General features: G+C 44.1%; 14 protein-coding genes and 2 tRNA genes. 4 read left to right on the top strand and 12 right to left on the bottom strand.

Annotated features, from left to right (window positions below):
- Window positions 1-16: 16 nt before the first annotated feature.
- From nusA to rlmE, 9 genes are all read right to left on the bottom strand, one after another.
- On the bottom strand, window positions 17-1,504 hold the full coding sequence (gene nusA, locus OCV19_RS02995) for a transcription termination factor NusA (protein WP_010436132.1): 1,488 nt from the start codon (window positions 1,502-1,504) through the stop codon (window positions 17-19).
- 35 nt (window positions 1,505-1,539) lie between these two features.
- Entirely contained in the window at window positions 1,540-1,995 is a 456-nt protein-coding gene (gene rimP, locus OCV19_RS02990; RefSeq protein WP_004738265.1) for a ribosome maturation factor RimP, read from the bottom strand.
- Window positions 1,996-2,229: 234 nt separating this feature from the next.
- Window positions 2,230-2,306: transfer RNA gene (locus tag OCV19_RS02985), tRNA-Met, on the bottom strand.
- A 53-nt stretch (window positions 2,307-2,359) separates the two neighbouring features.
- A tRNA-Leu gene (locus tag OCV19_RS02980) sits at window positions 2,360-2,444 on the bottom strand.
- A gap of 16 nt (window positions 2,445-2,460) precedes the next feature.
- Window positions 2,461-2,793 carry a preprotein translocase subunit SecG gene (secG, locus tag OCV19_RS02975; RefSeq protein WP_017059392.1) on the bottom strand — a complete coding sequence of 111 codons (333 nt, stop codon included), beginning with the start codon at window positions 2,791-2,793 and terminating at the stop codon, window positions 2,461-2,463.
- Between the two features lie 310 nt (window positions 2,794-3,103).
- The gene (glmM, locus tag OCV19_RS02970) at window positions 3,104-4,444 is read right to left on the bottom strand and encodes a phosphoglucosamine mutase (RefSeq protein WP_050651777.1); all 1,341 of its coding nucleotides are present in this window, start codon (window positions 4,442-4,444) and stop codon (window positions 3,104-3,106) included.
- Window positions 4,445-4,465: 21 nt separating this feature from the next.
- Complete coding sequence (gene folP, locus OCV19_RS02965; protein ID WP_065676713.1) at window positions 4,466-5,296, bottom strand: dihydropteroate synthase; 831 nt, start codon at window positions 5,294-5,296, stop codon at window positions 4,466-4,468.
- Window positions 5,297-5,384: 88 nt separating this feature from the next.
- A complete protein-coding gene (ftsH, locus tag OCV19_RS02960) occupies window positions 5,385-7,352 on the bottom strand; it encodes an ATP-dependent zinc metalloprotease FtsH (protein WP_065676712.1) in 1,968 nt (655 codons plus the stop codon).
- Window positions 7,353-7,459: 107 nt separating this feature from the next.
- Window positions 7,460-8,089, bottom strand: coding sequence for a 23S rRNA (uridine(2552)-2'-O)-methyltransferase RlmE (gene rlmE, locus OCV19_RS02955; protein WP_017059396.1), 630 nt, complete (start codon window positions 8,087-8,089; stop codon window positions 7,460-7,462).
- 114 nt (window positions 8,090-8,203) lie between these two features.
- Between rlmE and yhbY the strand changes: the two genes are divergently transcribed.
- Window positions 8,204-8,500, top strand: a complete 297-nt coding sequence (yhbY, locus tag OCV19_RS02950) for a ribosome assembly RNA-binding protein YhbY (protein WP_004738252.1) — start codon at window positions 8,204-8,206, stop codon at window positions 8,498-8,500.
- A 125-nt stretch (window positions 8,501-8,625) separates the two neighbouring features.
- Here the strand turns inward: yhbY and greA are convergent, their stop codons facing one another.
- Complete coding sequence (gene greA / locus OCV19_RS02945; RefSeq protein WP_017059397.1) at window positions 8,626-9,099, bottom strand: transcription elongation factor GreA; 474 nt, start codon at window positions 9,097-9,099, stop codon at window positions 8,626-8,628.
- Window positions 9,100-9,612: 513 nt separating this feature from the next.
- Between greA and OCV19_RS02940 the strand changes: the two genes are divergently transcribed.
- Window positions 9,613-10,650: a porin gene (locus OCV19_RS02940; protein ID WP_065676711.1), complete on the top strand. Its 1,038-nt coding sequence runs from the start codon at window positions 9,613-9,615 to the stop codon at window positions 10,648-10,650.
- 112 nt (window positions 10,651-10,762) lie between these two features.
- Window positions 10,763-12,196, top strand: coding sequence for a serine-type D-Ala-D-Ala carboxypeptidase (gene dacB, locus OCV19_RS02935; RefSeq protein ID WP_065676710.1), 1,434 nt, complete (start codon window positions 10,763-10,765; stop codon window positions 12,194-12,196).
- A 110-nt stretch (window positions 12,197-12,306) separates the two neighbouring features.
- On the opposite strand, the gene OCV19_RS02930 is transcribed toward dacB, so the two are convergent.
- Both OCV19_RS02930 and tyrS read right to left on the bottom strand, forming a co-directional pair.
- Window positions 12,307-13,152 (bottom strand): magnesium transporter, encoded by an 846-nt coding sequence (locus OCV19_RS02930; RefSeq protein WP_017068902.1) that lies wholly within the window; start codon window positions 13,150-13,152, stop codon window positions 12,307-12,309.
- A gap of 380 nt (window positions 13,153-13,532) precedes the next feature.
- Entirely contained in the window at window positions 13,533-14,720 is a 1,188-nt protein-coding gene (gene tyrS, locus OCV19_RS02925) for a tyrosine--tRNA ligase (RefSeq protein WP_065676709.1), read from the bottom strand.
- A 129-nt stretch (window positions 14,721-14,849) separates the two neighbouring features.
- Here tyrS and OCV19_RS02920 point away from each other — a divergent pair, with 129 nt between their 5' ends.
- Window positions 14,850-16,139 (top strand): peptidoglycan DD-metalloendopeptidase family protein, encoded by a 1,290-nt coding sequence (locus OCV19_RS02920; protein ID WP_065676708.1) that lies wholly within the window; start codon window positions 14,850-14,852, stop codon window positions 16,137-16,139.
- Window positions 16,140-16,184: the final 45 nt, after the last annotated feature.

Here is a 16,184-nt window from a genome sequence, read left to right as displayed (position 1 = left end):
TTCTCTCCTTGCTGAATTATTCTTCGTCGCCGAACCAACAGATGTTACGCGCAGCCATAATTAGCTCGCCTGCACGTTCTGCAGTTAGGTCTTCGATGCCTTCTAGTTCATCAACGCCTTGGTCAGCTAGGTCTTCCAATGTCGCAACGCCTTTTGCTGCTAGCTTGTAAGCCATTTCACGCTCAAGACCTTCAAGTGCAAGTAAGTCTTCAGCAGGCTCAACACCGTCGAAAGTTTCTTCTTTCGCTAGCGCTAGAGTAGTCAGTGCGTCTTTTGCGCGGTTACGTAGTTCTTCAACGATACCTTCGTCTAGACCATCTACTTCAAGAAGCTCGTTCACAGGAACGTATGCTACTTCTTCAAGCGTAGAGAAACCTTCTTCAACAAGCATTTGAGCAAAGTCTTCTTCAATGTCTAGGTGCTTCATGAAGTTTTCAATAGAAGCAACTGCTTCTTCTTGGTGCTTCTTCTCAAGATCAGCAACAGTCATTACGTTCAGTTCCCAACCAGTAAGTTGAGAAGCTAGACGTACGTTTTGACCGCTACGGCCAATCGCTTGTGCTAGGTTATCCGCTTCAACAGCGATATCCATAGAGTGTGCGTCTTCATCAACGATGATTGAAGCAACATCAGCAGGAGCCATTGCGTTGATTACGAATTGAGCCGGGTTATCATCCCAAAGAACGATATCGATACGCTCACCACCAAGATCGTTAGAAACAGCTTGTACACGTGCGCCACGCATACCAACACACGCACCAACTGGGTCAATACGTTTGTCGTTTGTTTTCACAGCGATTTTAGCACGAGAACCAGCGTCACGTGCAGCACCTTTAAGTTCAATTAGCTCTTCACCAATCTCAGGCACTTCAACACGGAATAGTTCAGCTAGCATTTCTGGCTTCGAACGAGTAACGAAAAGCTGGAAACCACGAGCTTCTGGTTTAACTGCGTAAAGAAGACCACGAACACGGTCACCTGGACGGAAGTTTTCACGAGGAAGTTGGTCATCACGAAGGATTACCGCTTCAGCGTTGTTACCTAGGTCTAGGATAACAGTGTCACGGTTAACTTTCTTAACTGCGCCAGTTACTAGCTCGCCTTCGTTATCGATGAACTGCTCAACGATTTGAGCGCGTTCAGCTTCACGTACTTTCTGTACGATAACTTGCTTAGCCGTTTGAGTCGTAATACGGTCAAACGTTACTGATTCGATATCATCTTCAATGAAACCGCCAAGTTCGATCTCTGGGTCATCGTACTTTGCAGCTTCAATAGAGATTTCTTTTGTTGGGAATTCAACTTCCTCAACAGCTTCCCAACGACGGAAAGTTTCGAAATCACCCGTTTTACGGTCAATTTCAACACGAACTTCGATTTCTAGTTCGCTTTTCTTTTTTGTTGCCGTTGCAAGCGCGATTTCAAGCGCTTCAAAAATACGCTCACGAGGAACTGCTTTCTCATTTGAAACAGCTTCTACTACCGCCAAAATTTCTTTGTTCATTAATCTAGCCTCTTAAGCTCTTCTCTCTAGGAGAACTAAAATTTAGGGATCAGGTTAGCTTTCGCAATATTGCTCAGGACGAATTCTTCTTCTTGTCCTTCAACCAATACTTTCACTGTCTCGCCTTCGATAGATTGGATATCACCTTTCCATTTACGACGGTTGCCGACAGCCATTTTCAAAACGATGCTTACCTCGTGACCAATAAATTGTTGGTAATGCTCTGCTTTGAACAGTGGTCTCTCTAAACCTGGTGAAGACACTTCAAGGTTATAAGCCACTGAAATTGGATCTTCAACGTCCATTACGGCACTTACTTGGTGACTAACTTCAGCGCAATCATCTACATTGATACCGTTTGGTGAATCGATGTAAATACGTAGCGTTGAGTGCTCACCAGCACGAATAAATTCTAATCCAACTAACTCATAACCTGATGCTGCTACTGGAGCGTCAAGCATTTCAGTAAGTTGTCTTTCTAAACCAGTCATTTAACCACTCCAGAAACAAAAAAAGGGCTCAAAGCCCAATTTAAATTCCAAGCAAACATTATCTAAATACAGTTACAAATGCTTAGATAACAAAAAACCCCGTATAAGCCGGGGTTTTTGTTGCTGGACCCTTATATGTTAAGTACCATCATATTCGATATCGCACTTAACTCACAGTGAGGTTCACACTGTGCAAACTTGCTACCAATACAAGCTATATAATAGCATTGAAATTGGTTGCGGGAGCCGGATTTGAACCGACGACCTTCGGGTTATGAGCCCGACGAGCTACCAAACTGCTCCATCCCGCGTCCGACTTGCGAGCATTATACGCCCAACAAGATGTTTTACAAGTTTGTAAACATGGTGCCGAGAGAGGGACTCGAACCCTCACACCCTAAGGCACTAGCACCTCATGCTAGCGTGTCTACCAATTTCACCATCTCGGCATCAAATCTTTACAGATTATTGTGGAATTTCGTCGCCTTGCGCCGGAACTTCACTCACTGCATCATCAGCTTGTTGAATTACCTGACCTTGGGTCGGGTCAATCCATTGTGACTCAGTTTTATGTGTAGACATATTACCAAGCACTAAGCTAAGGATAAAAAATGTAGTTGCAAAAATTGCAGTCATTCGGGTAAGGAAATTTCCTGAGCCACCAGCACCAAACACAGTGTTTGAAGCGCCAGCACCGAAAGAGGCTCCCATATCTGCGCCTTTACCTTGTTGAATCAACACTAGGCCAATTACACCAAGCGCTGCCAACAGGTAAATCACAAGTAGAACTGTAAACATTTTTCCACCTATGTTCCTAATTGTTGAGCCAGCGCCGTTCAAAAAACTATTTTTAAGAACAAGGCTAGCGACCTCCTAACTGAAGGCCGAGCAATACTAGCGAATGCGACGATGGCTGACAAGGAGAATTTGCTAAAAAATAAGCCTTTACCAAGTGAATGGTCAAAAAAAGGTCAAAAGCGACACAAAACTCATTTACGTCTCTTTTGACCTTTATATCTCTTGACCGTTATATCTTTTGACCGTGAGATAACTCAATCACTTCTAATCACGGGCGCTATTCGTTGCGCCAGCTAAGTAAAAGGTTAAATTAGCAGTTTGCTTTTACTGCATCTGCAATCTTAAGCGCAGACGCTTGAACAAGCTCTGCATCTTCGCCTTCAACCATGACACGCAGCAGTGGCTCGGTACCAGACTTGCGTAATAGCACACGGCCTTTCTCGCCAAGCTCTGCTTCTACTTCAACAACCGCTGCTTTCACCGCTTCGGCTTCAAGTGGGTTTGAATCTCCACTGAAACGAACGTTTTCTAAAACTTGAGGGTACAACGTCATGCCTTGAGACAGCTCATTCAGTGTCATTTCGCTATCAACAACTGACGCCAACACTTGTAGAGCAGCAACGATAGCATCACCCGTCGTCACTTTATCCAGTAGGATAACGTGCCCTGAGTTTTCAGCGCCGATCTTCCAGCCTTTAGCAAGAAGCTGTTCCATTACGTAACGGTCACCAACAGCAGCACGGACAAACGGAATACCTAACTGCTTAAGGCCATTTTCCATACCAAGGTTGGTCATTAGTGTACCAACAACGCCACCTTTCAACTCACCGCGACGCAGTGCATCACGAGCAATGATGTAAGCGATTTGGTCACCATCAACTTTGTTACCTAGCTCGTCAACCATGATGATACGGTCACCATCGCCATCAAAGCCAAGGCCTAAGGCCGCTTTCTCTTCAACCACTTTTGCTTGCAGAGCACGTACATCCGTCGCACCGACTTCGTGGTTGATGTTAGTACCGTTTGGCTCAACACCAATCGCAACAACCTCAGCCCCCAACTCTTTAAATACAGCAGGTGCAATGTGGTAAGTCGCACCATGAGCACAATCGATAACGATCTTCATGCCGGCCAGTGTCATTTTATGTGGGAACGTACTTTTACAGAACTCGATGTAACGACCAGCTGCATCGTTCAAACGTACTGCTTTACCTAGCTCAGAAGAATCAACACATTCGATGTCTTTATCCAACTCTGCTTCAATTGCCAACTCGATATCGTCTGGCAGTTTTGTTCCCTCAGAAGAGAAGAACTTGATACCGTTATCGTAGTAAGGGTTGTGCGATGCAGAGATAACAATACCCGCTTCAGCGCGGAAAGTTTGAGTTAGGTAAGCAACAGCAGGTGTTGGCATTGGGCCAGTAAACGTAGCCTGAAGACCAGCAGCAGCAAGGCCAGCTTCTAGCGCAGACTCAAGCATGTAGCCAGAGATACGAGTATCTTTACCAATGATGACTTTCTTTGTGCCCTGCTTCGCAAGAACACGACCCGCAGCCCAGCCAAGCTTCAGAACAAAATCAGGTGTAATCGGGTACTGGCCAACTTTGCCACGTACACCATCTGTGCCGAAGTAACGTCTCTTATCAGACATATTGATTTTCCTTAATTATGATTAGTGATTGTTATTCATCACTTCGATTATTTTCATCGCTTCCAATGTATCTTCAACATCGTGAACGCGAATAATTTGTGCGCCTTTGATTGCTGCGATAGTCGCGCAAGTGACGCTAGCGACCATGCAATCGGCTGGAGCTTTGTCTAGTAGCTTAAAGATCATCGACTTTCTCGACATCCCCGCTAAGACTGGCAACCCAAGCGTGTGAAATTTTTCAAGGTGCGCTAATAGGTGGTAATTATGCTCAATGGTTTTACCAAAACCAAAACCAGGATCCAGAATCAGCTGATCTTTTGATATACCAACAGCCTCACAAGCCTCCACCCTTTCTTTTAAGAACGCTTCAACATCCGTTAGGACATCATCGTAATTTGGGTTGGCTTGCATGGTTCTTGGCTGACCTTTCATGTGCATCAGGCAAACTGGCACATTAGCATCGGCGGCCGCTTCTAGAGCTCCGGGCTCTTGCAGTGCGCGCACATCATTGATCAAATCAGCCCCCGCTTCAACGGCTTGGCGCATCACTTCAGCTTTACTGGTATCAATGGAGATCCACACATCAAACTTAGCGCGAATTGCTTTAATGGCAGGTATAACGCGAGCGAGCTCTTCTTCTAAAGGTACATCAGGTGCTCCCGGGCGAGTTGACTCACCACCAATGTCAATAATGCTAACACCAGCTTGAATCATTCGCTCTGCTTGCAGTAGAGCATTATCTAATGAATTGAATTTTCCGCCATCAGAGAAAGAGTCAGGCGTAACATTGAGAATACCCATCACATGTGGGCGGTCTAAAACGAGCGTTTTATTATGTGCTTTTAATATCATGGAAGGCGGGTCTTAAAGGTAAAAACATCTTGGGCTAGAAACAGAAAAACCCTGAGCGTACTCAGGGTTTTAATTTAAAGCTTAGCAATTAAGAATCTTTGTTTTGAACATCATCTGTTTCAGATTTAACTTCTTCAATTTTCGACTCTTTAGCTTTTGGTTCAGCTGTTGCTTCTTCTGATTTCGCTTCAGGTTTAGCTTCTTCCTTCGCAGGTTCTGCTTTCGCCTGATCACCCCAACCAGCTGGCTCACGAATGTCGTCTTTACGTTCCATCAAGTCATCAATCTGACCTGCATCAATCGTTTCAAACTTCATTAGCGCGTCTTTCATCGAGTGCATGATATCCATGTTCTCTTCAAGAATTTGCTTCGCACGAGCATAGTTGCGGTCTATTAGAATACGAATTTCTTCATCGATCAGCTTAGTCGTATCGTCAGAAACATGTTTCGCTTGGCTCATACCACGACCTAGGAAAACTTCGCCTTCTTCTTCAGCATATAGAAGAGGACCCAGTTTTTCAGAGAAGCCCCACTGCGTTACCATCTTACGAGCAATATCAGTTGCACGCTCGATATCGTTAGACGCACCAGTCGAAACTTTGTCTTTACCGTAGATAAGTTCTTCAGCAAGACGACCACCGTACAAGCTAGAGATCATTGATTCTAGATGTTGGCGAGACATGCTTACGCGATCTTGCTCAGGTAGGTACATAGTTACACCAAGCGCACGACCACGTGGAATGATTGACACCTTGTACACTGGATCGTGTTCCGGCACCAAACGACCAACAATTGCGTGACCCGCTTCGTGGTAAGCCGTTGACTCTTTCACTTCTTCAGACATAACCATTGAACGGCGCTCTGCACCCATCATAATTTTGTCTTTCGCAAGTTCAAACTCAACCATAGATACATTGCGCTTGTTACCACGAGCAGCAAATAGCGCCGCTTCGTTCACAAGGTTCGCAAGATCTGCACCAGAGAAGCCTGGAGTACCACGAGCGATCAACGATGGTTCAACATCACCTGATAGTGGCACTTTACGCATGTGTACTTTAAGAATCTGTTCACGACCACGTACATCCGGTAGACCAACCACAACTTGACGGTCAAAACGACCAGGACGAAGTAATGCAGGGTCTAGTACGTCTGGACGGTTAGTCGCAGCGATAACGATAATACCTTCGTTACCTTCGAAACCATCCATCTCAACCAGCATCTGGTTCAGTGTTTGTTCACGTTCATCGTGACCACCACCAACACCAGCGCCACGTTGACGACCTACAGCATCGATTTCATCGATAAAGATGATACAAGGTGCCGCTTTCTTCGCTTGTTCGAACATGTCACGCACACGAGATGCACCAACACCAACAAACATTTCAACGAAGTCAGAACCAGAGATAGTAAAGAACGGTACTTTCGCTTCACCAGCAATCGCTTTTGCAAGCAATGTTTTACCGGTACCAGGAGGACCAACCAACAGGATACCTGTCGGGATCTTACCACCTAGCTTTTGGAAGCGGCTTGGGTCACGAAGGTAGTCCACGAGCTCTTTCACGTCTTCTTTTGCTTCGTCACAACCAGCAACATCAGCAAACATCGTTTTGATTTGTTCTTCGCTCATCATTCGAGCTTTACTCTTACCGAAAGACATCGCGCCTTTACCGCCGCCGCCGCCTTGCATTTGACGCATGAAGAAAATCCATACACCAATCAGTAAGATCATTGGGAACCATGAGATGAAGATAGTGCCAAGCAAGCTCTGCTCTTCAGGTGGTGTACCCTGAACTTTTACGTTTTGATTAATTAAGTCATCAAGAAGCTTTTGATCATAAACAGGCATGTAAGTTACATACTTAGAACCACCACCACGACGTGTGAAAGTGATTTCGCTGTTATTGAACTGTGCGTCTTGAATCTGGCCTTGGCCAACTTCCTGTACAAACGTGGTGTAATCTACTGCTCTGCCGTTACTTTCCCCAGGGCCGAAGCTCTGGAATACCGACATCAACACTACCGCGATAACAAGCCACAGAATTAAATTTTTTGCCATGTCACTCAAGGTGTAAGCCTCTCGATAACTAATTGTAATTAAAGGTAGGGTACTACAGTTTGTAACCTGTAGCCATGTTGTTAACTCTCACTCTTGGAAGAGAATCGTTAACCTTTGTAACCAGTGGCTACGATAAACACTTCACGAGATCGAGCTCGAGAAGAGTCGGGTTTTCTAACTTTTACTGTTTTAAACATCTCGCGGACGTCCTTAACGTATTGGTCAAACCCTTCGCCTTGGAATACTTTTACAACAAAACTACCATTGGTAGCTAGAACTTGTCGACACATATCCAAAGCTAATTCAACTAAATACATAGCTCTTGGCTGATCCACAGAATTGTTGCCTGCTATATTAGGTGCCATATCTGACATCACGACATCAACCATGTTTGGTTGTATACGTTCCAACAAGGCATCTAGCACAGCTTCTTCGCGGAAATCGCCTTGTAAAAAGCTAACACCAGCAATCGGATCCATTGGTAACAAGTCACACGCAATGATTTGTCCGTTGTCTCCAACAATCTTAGCAGCATATTGAGACCAACCGCCAGGTGCTGCACCCAAATCCACAATGGTCATCCCAGGAGACAGCAATTTATCTTTCGTTTGAATCTCTTCCATTTTGAAATAAGCACGTGAACGATAGCCTTTCTTTCTTGCTTCATTTGCGTACTTGTCGTCGAAGTGTTCCTTCAACCAACGGCCTGAACTGGCCGAGTGTTTCTGTTTGCTCATTGGATACCTAAATTGGAGGAAAGTACTTATTGCTGAATAAATTATAGTCTTCAGCTTTAGATGGCGTTAAAATAGGTTTTTTCAACCCTAATAGTAAAGAAAATTGGCCGCGTAATGAACCTAAGTACCAAACAAAAGCAGCATCTAAAGGGCCTAGCTCACAGTTTAAAACCTGTTGTGCTAATGGGCGCAAATGGACTTACTGAAGCTGTTCTAGCGGAAATCGAATTAGCTCTAGACCACCACGAACTGATCAAGATTAAAGTTGCATCAGAAGACCGTGAGACTAAGCAACTGATTATCGATGCAATTGTACGTGAAACTAAAGCTGAGAAAGTACAGACTATCGGTAAAGTTCTAGTACTGTTCCGTCAGTCAGAAGCACGTAAAATCGAGATTCCACGTAAATAAGCGAGCTTAATATAAGCTAACTTCACTAATAGGAAGCCACAGCGCTTATCTTTTAGTGTAGCGTGAGAAACGAAAAAGGTCGCATTTAGCGACCTTTTTACTTATCAGAAACAAAGAAAATTCAATTAGATATATTCTACTTTGTCGATTTCGAAGTCTTTGTCACCACCAGGGGTAGAGATCATGACTTCGTCGCCTTCCATTTTACCGATAAGGCCGCGAGCAATTGGCGATTTCACAGAAATACGACCCGTTTTGATGTCTGCTTCGTCTTCTGAAACGATTTGGTAGCGGAACTCATCATCAGTATCCACATCAATCAGTGTCACTGTCGTACCAAAGATAATCTTGCCCGTATTATCCATTTGCGTTACATCGATGATCTGAGCCAGTGATAGCTTATATTCAATATCACGGATCTGAGCTTCACAAATACCCTGCTCTTCACGAGCGGCGTGGTATTCAGCATTCTCTTTCAGGTCACCTAGTTCACGTGCTTCACCAATAGCTGCTGAGATAACAGGGCGTAGCTTAAGTAGGCGATCTAATTCGTCACGTAGCTGTTGAGCGCCACGTACTGTCATTGGAACCTTTTCCATTTTTTACCTCTATGCCAAAGCTTTCTTTGGCCAACATAAATACACCCAACGCATTTATTGGGTGATAGAAACAAAACGATTTGGCTTAGTGTAAACAAACTTTATGGCTAAATCACCTTTATTCCACTTTGCGTTATAAAAGCTTTATCTAGGTCTAAATTACAGACATCACAAAAATGAATAATAACTCCCTCATCAATCAGTAGAGAGTTAAATACCTAAAAAAACAAAAAACAAACAAAATAAACACAGATCACACTCTTATAAAAGCATTTTAAAAACAACCACTTAAACAACAAGAGATATAATAAAACAGTGTTCATTTTTTGGTTTTATATCATTTTACTAACTAACTATGGAACTTTAGAGGTAAAAAGTAACCCATGGATTGCACTGGCATTTTTCAGACTTCTGTTCTAATCATGATTATGACACCTGACTAATACAGGCAATACACAAAAGGGTTCAAATCCTTGATAAAACTTCTATGGACAGTAATTAGGAAATAATAACATGAACAAGACTATGATCGCGCTTGCTGTATCTGCTGCAGCTCTTGCTACTAACGCAGTAGCAGCCGACGGTAAACAAGCTGGTGGTATCGAAGGTACATCTGTATACAGCTCAAACGGCACTTCTCTAGAGATCGGTGGTCGTGCTGAAGCTCGTCTATCTCTAAAAGATGGCAAAGCACAAGATAACTCTCGTGTACGTCTAAACTTCCTAGGTAAAGTTGAAATCCAAGACGGCCTATACGGTGTTGGTTTTTACGAAGGTGAGTTCACGACTGCAGACAACGCTGACGGTTCTGATCTAGACAACCGTTACACATACGCTGGTATCGGCGGTACATTCGGTGAAGTAACTTACGGTAAAAACGACGGTGCGCTAGGCGTAATCACTGACTTTACCGATATCATGTCTTACCACGGTAACTCAGCGGCATACAAAATTAAAGCAGCTGACCGTACAGACAACATGCTTTCTTACAAAGGTGAATTCCAAGACCTAGCAGTTAAAGCAAGCTACCGTTTTGCTGACCGTACAGAAAACAAAGTTGGCGATACTGTAATTTCTTACGATGATAACGAAGCAGACGGCTACTCTCTATCAGGTATCTACGCAATCGGCGATTCTGGCTTTAAGCTAGGTGCTGGTTACGCTGATCAAGCAGAGCAAAACGAGTACATGCTAGCGGCATCTTACCGCACTGACGCTCTATACTTTGCTGGTACGTTCACAGATGGTGAACTATCGAAAGACAACGGTGATTACACTGGCTACGAATTCGCAACTGCTTACACGCTAGACCAAGCTGCATTCACGCTAACGTACAACAACGCAGAAACAGATGGTGATACATCAGCTGACAACGTTGCTGTAGATGCGACTTACTACTTCAAGCCTAACTTCCGTACGTACATCTCGTACAACTTCAACCTTATCTCTGAAGGCGACAAGTTCGGTAAAGCTGATACAGCGGTAAACGTAGGTGCAACTAAAGCACAAGCTGAAGACGAGCTAGCTATTGGTCTACGTTACGACTTCTAATTCTGATTACCTAATTGATTGATTAGTTAATTGAGAATCAAAACGCCCGCTCTATAGCGGGCGTTTTTTATATCTGTATACTGAAAACATCAGTCATCCAAGAAAACCTTCTATGCGCCTTCTATCCAGCTTACTCCTATGTGGTTTGTCACTGTATAGCTATTCAATTAGTGCTTTCGAATACCTCCCTCTAGATAAACTACCTGATGGCAGTAGCACAAGTGTGATTTTGGAATCCCTGAGAGGCGATTCAGACAAAATGAATTCCAACAGTGATGCCTTCTACCCCCCCGCTAGTACGTTAAAGCTAGTCACCGCTTTGGCAGCCAAATTGGAGTTAGGAGATAATTTTAACTACACGACCAGCATTGCGCGTTCTAATAAAGATGTCGTGATCGCATTCAGTGGTGACCCAACACTACAAAGAGAGCATCTAAAAAACCTTTTAGATCAATATGCTAAGTCGAAATCTAAAACAATCAAGGGCAACTTATACCTCGATAACTCAGCTTTTACTGGCTATCAACGAGCGGTTGGTTGGCCTTGGGACATTTTAGGCGTTTGTTACAGCGCTCCCTCTAGTGCAATGACCTTAGACAGTAACTGCGCACAAGCCTCTATTTATACAAAAGATAACGGTGCGACACGCGTTTATATTCCCGCTCACTATCCGATAGACGTGACGACCACCGCCGCCACGGTAACTCGCTCTGGGCAGAAGGCTACACAATGCGACTTGGAGCTCATAACGACACCAGATAACGCTTACAAGCTCTCTGGTTGCTTAGTTGAACGTAAAAAGCCACTGCCACTCAAGTTCGCGATTCAAAATCCAGAACTTTACACCTATCAAGTCGTTACGTCGCTTCTCAAAGAACTGAAAATAGACGTAAAAGGTGATGTGATTATTGGTAAAAAAGAGAAAGCAGACAAAACCACGTTAGTCGCTAGTCACAACTCAGAAAAGCTTCCTGAACTGATCGATATCATGCTCAAGAAGTCGGATAACCTTATCGCAGATAATCTAACTAAAACGTTGGGTGCGACATTTTATGTTCAACCGGGCAGCTTCAATAACGGCACTGAAGCAATAAAACAGATACTGCTGACCAAGGCTAATATTGACCTCAGCAAAGCGCAGCTCGTCGATGGTTCAGGGTTATCCAGAAATAACCGAATGAGGTCACAGACCATGGCTCAAGTGCTTCGTTATATCTGGGAAAACGATCAACAGCTCAACCTGATTGAGGCTATGCCTACATCTGGCACTGATGGAACGCTCAAATACCGTCAAAGCATGAGAAAAGCACCGATTCAAGGCAACATTATCGCCAAAAGTGGTTCTCTATACGGCAGTTACAACATGGCGGGATACGGATTAGATAAGGCGGGAAAACCAAACTCTCTGTTTGTGCAGTTTGTTCGTGATTACTTCCCTGAAGAACAAGATCCAGACAAACCAGTGGAAGCACCTATCACCCAGTTTGAACGTGCTTTCTACAAAGATGTGGTCGAGTTCAGTCAAACACAAAGCAAATCTAAGTAATGCTTAGCTCTGTGTAAACTTCTACTTTAATAACAAAAATGGCGCTGAAGACCTTCAATATTCAGCACCATTTTTGTTTCTCAGATGTATTTAACTATTTTTATCAGCTTTTAAGCGATTCCTAGGAATGAGTTCACGACAGTGAAGTAGATCCACATTCCTGAGATATCCACTATCGAAGCAAGCACTGGGCTCACTAACACCGCTGGATCAAGCTTAAATAGCCTAGCAACTATCGGTAACCCGCCACCGAGTACAGTTGATATGGTCACCTGAATAAACAGCGCTACCGCAATCGCTAACGCAATCATGTTGATGTCATAACCACCTGTCGATTGGTTTTCACTGAATAGCAGAATACGCCCAATCATCACTACGGCAATCGCTAGAGCTAAACAAATAGCAACTCTAAACTCTTTCCACAGAACGTTAGCCCATTGGCGTTTTTTCAACTCACCTGTGGCTAAGGCTCTAATCACCAAAGTCGCGGCTTGTGTTCCGGTGTTACCACCAGCAGCAGCAATTACCGGCATGTAGATTGCCAAAAGTACCAACTGACTGAGAATGTCTTCATACTGAGCAATGATAAGCCCTGAGACGATTCCCAATAGTGCTAACGCAATAATCCAACCGATACGCTGCCTAACGTGGCTCATGACACCAGTAGAAAGATAACCCTGCTGAGGTTCTACCTCTGAGTAGATCAGCCCTAGTTGGTGAGCTAGATGTCGAGAGCGCTTCTCAAAGCCCTGCTCTTCTAACTCACTAAGTAAAGTCTGAATCGTACTAAGAGAGCACTGGCCCAGCACTAGCACCGCATCTTCGAGCGGCATTCGGTTCAAAAGATTAATTTGTTGTTCACGTCCGTACTGTTGAAATGCATTCGATACAGCTTGGATGTCTTGCTCTGAGTACAGAGCTTCAATAGATAAAAAAGTGTTGTTCATTACCGTCATGGCGAATCTCCCGATTGGCAAAGGTAACGACCATCAAAACAAATAGCCTATAGTTAATACACCAAGAACGTGCAGCTAAGCGCACCAAGAGCTGAAAGCTACTAATGTGTCTACTTGTTAGAATCTAGTGTGTGGAAAAGAATGCGGGGGAAACAAAGATACCCTACCTGAACGGCAGGACAATAGATCAATACCGAGACAGGTTATTCTTCTCCATTCAAACTAGGAGGATGGTCGGTATTGTTCATAAAAATCTCCAGAATTACTGTCAATTTGACAGCGCGCATAGTGTAGCAATAGGCGTTTCAAAGTTTCGTCAATTTTAAGTCAATAAAAAAGGCATCCGTGGATGCCTTTGGTTCAATTATTGATGTGCATTATTACTTAATGGTAATACGAGCAAATTTACGCTTACCTACTTGGTAAACGGCAGTACCTGCTTCAGGTACGAATTTGCTGTCTTCAATCTTCTCACCTTCAAGCTTAGCCGCGCCTTGCTTGATCATACGCATCGCATCAGAAGTCGAGTTTACAAGACCTGCTTCTTTTAGAACGTTCGCAATTGGCAGACCAGCTTCGAATTCGAATTCTGGCATTTCATCAGGAACTTGGTTCTTAGCAAAACGGTTAACGAACTCTTGCTCAGCGGCTTCTGCATCTGCTTCACTGTGGAAACGAGCGATGATCTCTTTAGCAAGAAGCACTTTAACGTCACGCGGGTTCTTACCTGCATCAACGCCAGCTTTCAGTTCCGCAACTTCTTCAAGAGGACGGAAAGACAGTAGCTCGTAGTAGCTCCACATTAGATCGTCAGAGATAGACATGATCTTACCAAACATCTCGTTTGGTGCTTCGCTGATACCGATGTAGTTGTGCGCAGACTTAGACATCTTCTTAACGCCGTCTAGACCAACAAGTAGTGGCATCATCAGTACCGCTTGTGGTTTTTGACCTGCTGCTTTTTGCAGTTCACGCCCCATTAGAAGGTTAAACTTCTGGTCAGTACCGCCAAGCTCAACATCACTCTCTAGTGCAACAGAGTCGTGACCTTGTAGAAGTGGGTACATGAATTCGTGGATTGCGATCGGTTGACCACCAGCATAACGCTTTTTGAAGTCATCACGCTCAAGCATACGAGCAACAGTTTGGTTAGAAGCAAGACGAATCATACCTTCAGCGCCAAGCTCAGATAGCCATTCAGAGTTGAAACGAATTTGCGTTTTCGCAGGATCTAGAATCTTGAATACTTGTTCTTTGTAAGTTTCAGCATTCTTCAATACGTCTTCGCGGCTTAGCGGTGGACGTGTTGAGTTTTTACCGGATGGGTCACCAACCATTGCAGTGAAATCACCGATAAGGAATGTCACTTCATGACCAAGCTCTTGGAAAGCACGAAGCTTGTTAAAGATAACCGTATGGCCTAGGTGGATATCTGGAGCTGTTGGATCGGCACCCAGCTTAATGCGTAAAGGACGACCTTCTTTTAGTTTTGCAATCAGTTCGTCTTCTGGAATCAGTTCTTCTACGCCACGTTTGATCTCGGCTAGTGCAGCTTCAATACTCGCCATTCTTGTTCACTCCCACAGATTTGGCAAAAATACATTAATTAGACATCTTACTTGAATAGCGATGTATTTTGAAACCAGTTACACTATTCCGTCGTCGATTTTCATAATATTTACAGAACGAACCGGAACATGTTGTCTATTTTTGCACGCCTTCCTATTTTGCACCGGGCTTTTATCGCATTTTTTAGTGCCATAATTTTCGTCGCGATTTTCTTACTCCCCGACGTCAACAGTTTGCGTGACGATTCGGGCGCTTTAGTTGTGGGAAAACATTACCCACTGACTATCAATGCCTCTGCGCTTATTAGCTCGAGTGACGCACCGCCGACGGCAGTGCTCAATTGGGAGAAATACACCGTTCGCTCTGGCGAAAGCACCTCTGTTTTATTTGAACGTATTGGCCTCTCATACCGCCTGCTGATCACGCTACTCAATACCAATGATGATATTAAGAAGCAGCTGTCTAATCTAAGACCTGGCGATGTATTGCAGTTCGGCTTCGATGAAAACAACGACCTTATTCAGTTAAAAAGACAACTTAGTGCGTTTGAAAGCTTCAAGATCACTAAGTCTGGCGATTCTTTCTCATCAAGTTTCGACAAAAAAGAAGTGGCCTACCAATACAATTATGCCGAAGCCAGCATCACCTCTAACTTCTGGAATGCTGGCGTAAGTGCAGGTTTAACCGCAAACCAAATTATGGAACTGGCAGGTATCTTTGGTTGGGATATCGATTTTGCGCTAGATATTCGTAAGAACGACAGCTTCAAAATCTTGTATCAAGAGAAAGTGGTTGAAGGCGAAGTGATTGGTCGCGGCAAGATCATGGCGGCAGTGTTCAAAAACCAAGGTGATTCATTTACCGCGGTATTGGACGATAAAACTGGTAACTACTACGACGAAAATGGTCGTGCGATGAAGAAAGCGTTCTTGCGCTCACCAATTGATTTTCGTCGCGTAACATCGAACTTTAATCCTACCAGAAGACACCCAGTAACAGGTAAGGTTCGAGCTCACCGCGGCACTGACTACGCAGCTCCTGTTGGCACACCTATCTGGGCAGCCGGTGACGGTATCGTGCAGAAGTCTGGGTACAACCAATTCAACGGTAACTACGTGTTCATTCGCCACAGCAACACTTATATCACCAAGTACCTACACATGAAGCGACGTATGGTGAAAACTGGCCAGCGCGTAAAACAAGGCCAAACCATTGGTACTTTGGGTGGAACAGGTCGTGTAACTGGCCCGCATTTACACTATGAATTCTTGGTCAATGGCGTGCATAAAAATGCGCGTACCGTGAAGTTGCCTCAATCAAAGTCGTTAACGGGTAAAGCAAAAGCAACATTTATTGCGAACTCAGAGATTCGACTAAATAACCTTGAGCGATACGGTCAGTTGCTAGCGACTAATTAGGCTACTAGCGACCAATTAGATTAATAGCCATATAAACCAACGAAA

The sequence above is a fragment of the Vibrio celticus genome (assembly GCF_024347335.1).
Taxonomy (GTDB): domain Bacteria; phylum Pseudomonadota; class Gammaproteobacteria; order Enterobacterales; family Vibrionaceae; genus Vibrio; species Vibrio celticus.
The sequence above is the reverse complement of the archived record's forward strand: the minus strand, read 5'-3'. Positions and strand labels throughout refer to the sequence as shown.

What these genes read in the sequence shown, in the direction of transcription:
- secG (WP_017059392.1), bottom strand. Translation starts at nt 2,793, where the DNA reads ATGTTTACAGTTCTACTTGTGATTTACCTGTTGGCAGCGCTTGGTGTA.
- glmM (WP_050651777.1), bottom strand. Translation starts at nt 4,444, where the DNA reads ATGTCTGATAAGAGACGTTACTTCGGCACAGATGGTGTACGTGGCAAA.
- OCV19_RS02930 (WP_017068902.1), bottom strand. Translation starts at nt 13,152, where the DNA reads ATGACGGTAATGAACAACACTTTTTTATCTATTGAAGCTCTGTACTCA.
- OCV19_RS02940 (WP_065676711.1), top strand. Translation starts at nt 9,613, where the DNA reads ATGAACAAGACTATGATCGCGCTTGCTGTATCTGCTGCAGCTCTTGCT.
- dacB (WP_065676710.1), top strand. Translation starts at nt 10,763, where the DNA reads ATGCGCCTTCTATCCAGCTTACTCCTATGTGGTTTGTCACTGTATAGC.
- greA (WP_017059397.1), bottom strand. Translation starts at nt 9,099, where the DNA reads ATGGAAAAGGTTCCAATGACAGTACGTGGCGCTCAACAGCTACGTGAC.
- ftsH (WP_065676712.1), bottom strand. Translation starts at nt 7,352, where the DNA reads ATGGCAAAAAATTTAATTCTGTGGCTTGTTATCGCGGTAGTGTTGATG.
- tyrS (WP_065676709.1), bottom strand. Translation starts at nt 14,720, where the DNA reads ATGGCGAGTATTGAAGCTGCACTAGCCGAGATCAAACGTGGCGTAGAA.
- rimP (WP_004738265.1), bottom strand. Translation starts at nt 1,995, where the DNA reads ATGACTGGTTTAGAAAGACAACTTACTGAAATGCTTGACGCTCCAGTA.
- rlmE (WP_017059396.1), bottom strand. Translation starts at nt 8,089, where the DNA reads ATGAGCAAACAGAAACACTCGGCCAGTTCAGGCCGTTGGTTGAAGGAA.
- yhbY (WP_004738252.1), top strand. Translation starts at nt 8,204, where the DNA reads ATGAACCTAAGTACCAAACAAAAGCAGCATCTAAAGGGCCTAGCTCAC.
- nusA (WP_010436132.1), bottom strand. Translation starts at nt 1,504, where the DNA reads ATGAACAAAGAAATTTTGGCGGTAGTAGAAGCTGTTTCAAATGAGAAA.
- OCV19_RS02920 (WP_065676708.1), top strand. Translation starts at nt 14,850, where the DNA reads ATGTTGTCTATTTTTGCACGCCTTCCTATTTTGCACCGGGCTTTTATC.
- folP (WP_065676713.1), bottom strand. Translation starts at nt 5,296, where the DNA reads ATGATATTAAAAGCACATAATAAAACGCTCGTTTTAGACCGCCCACAT.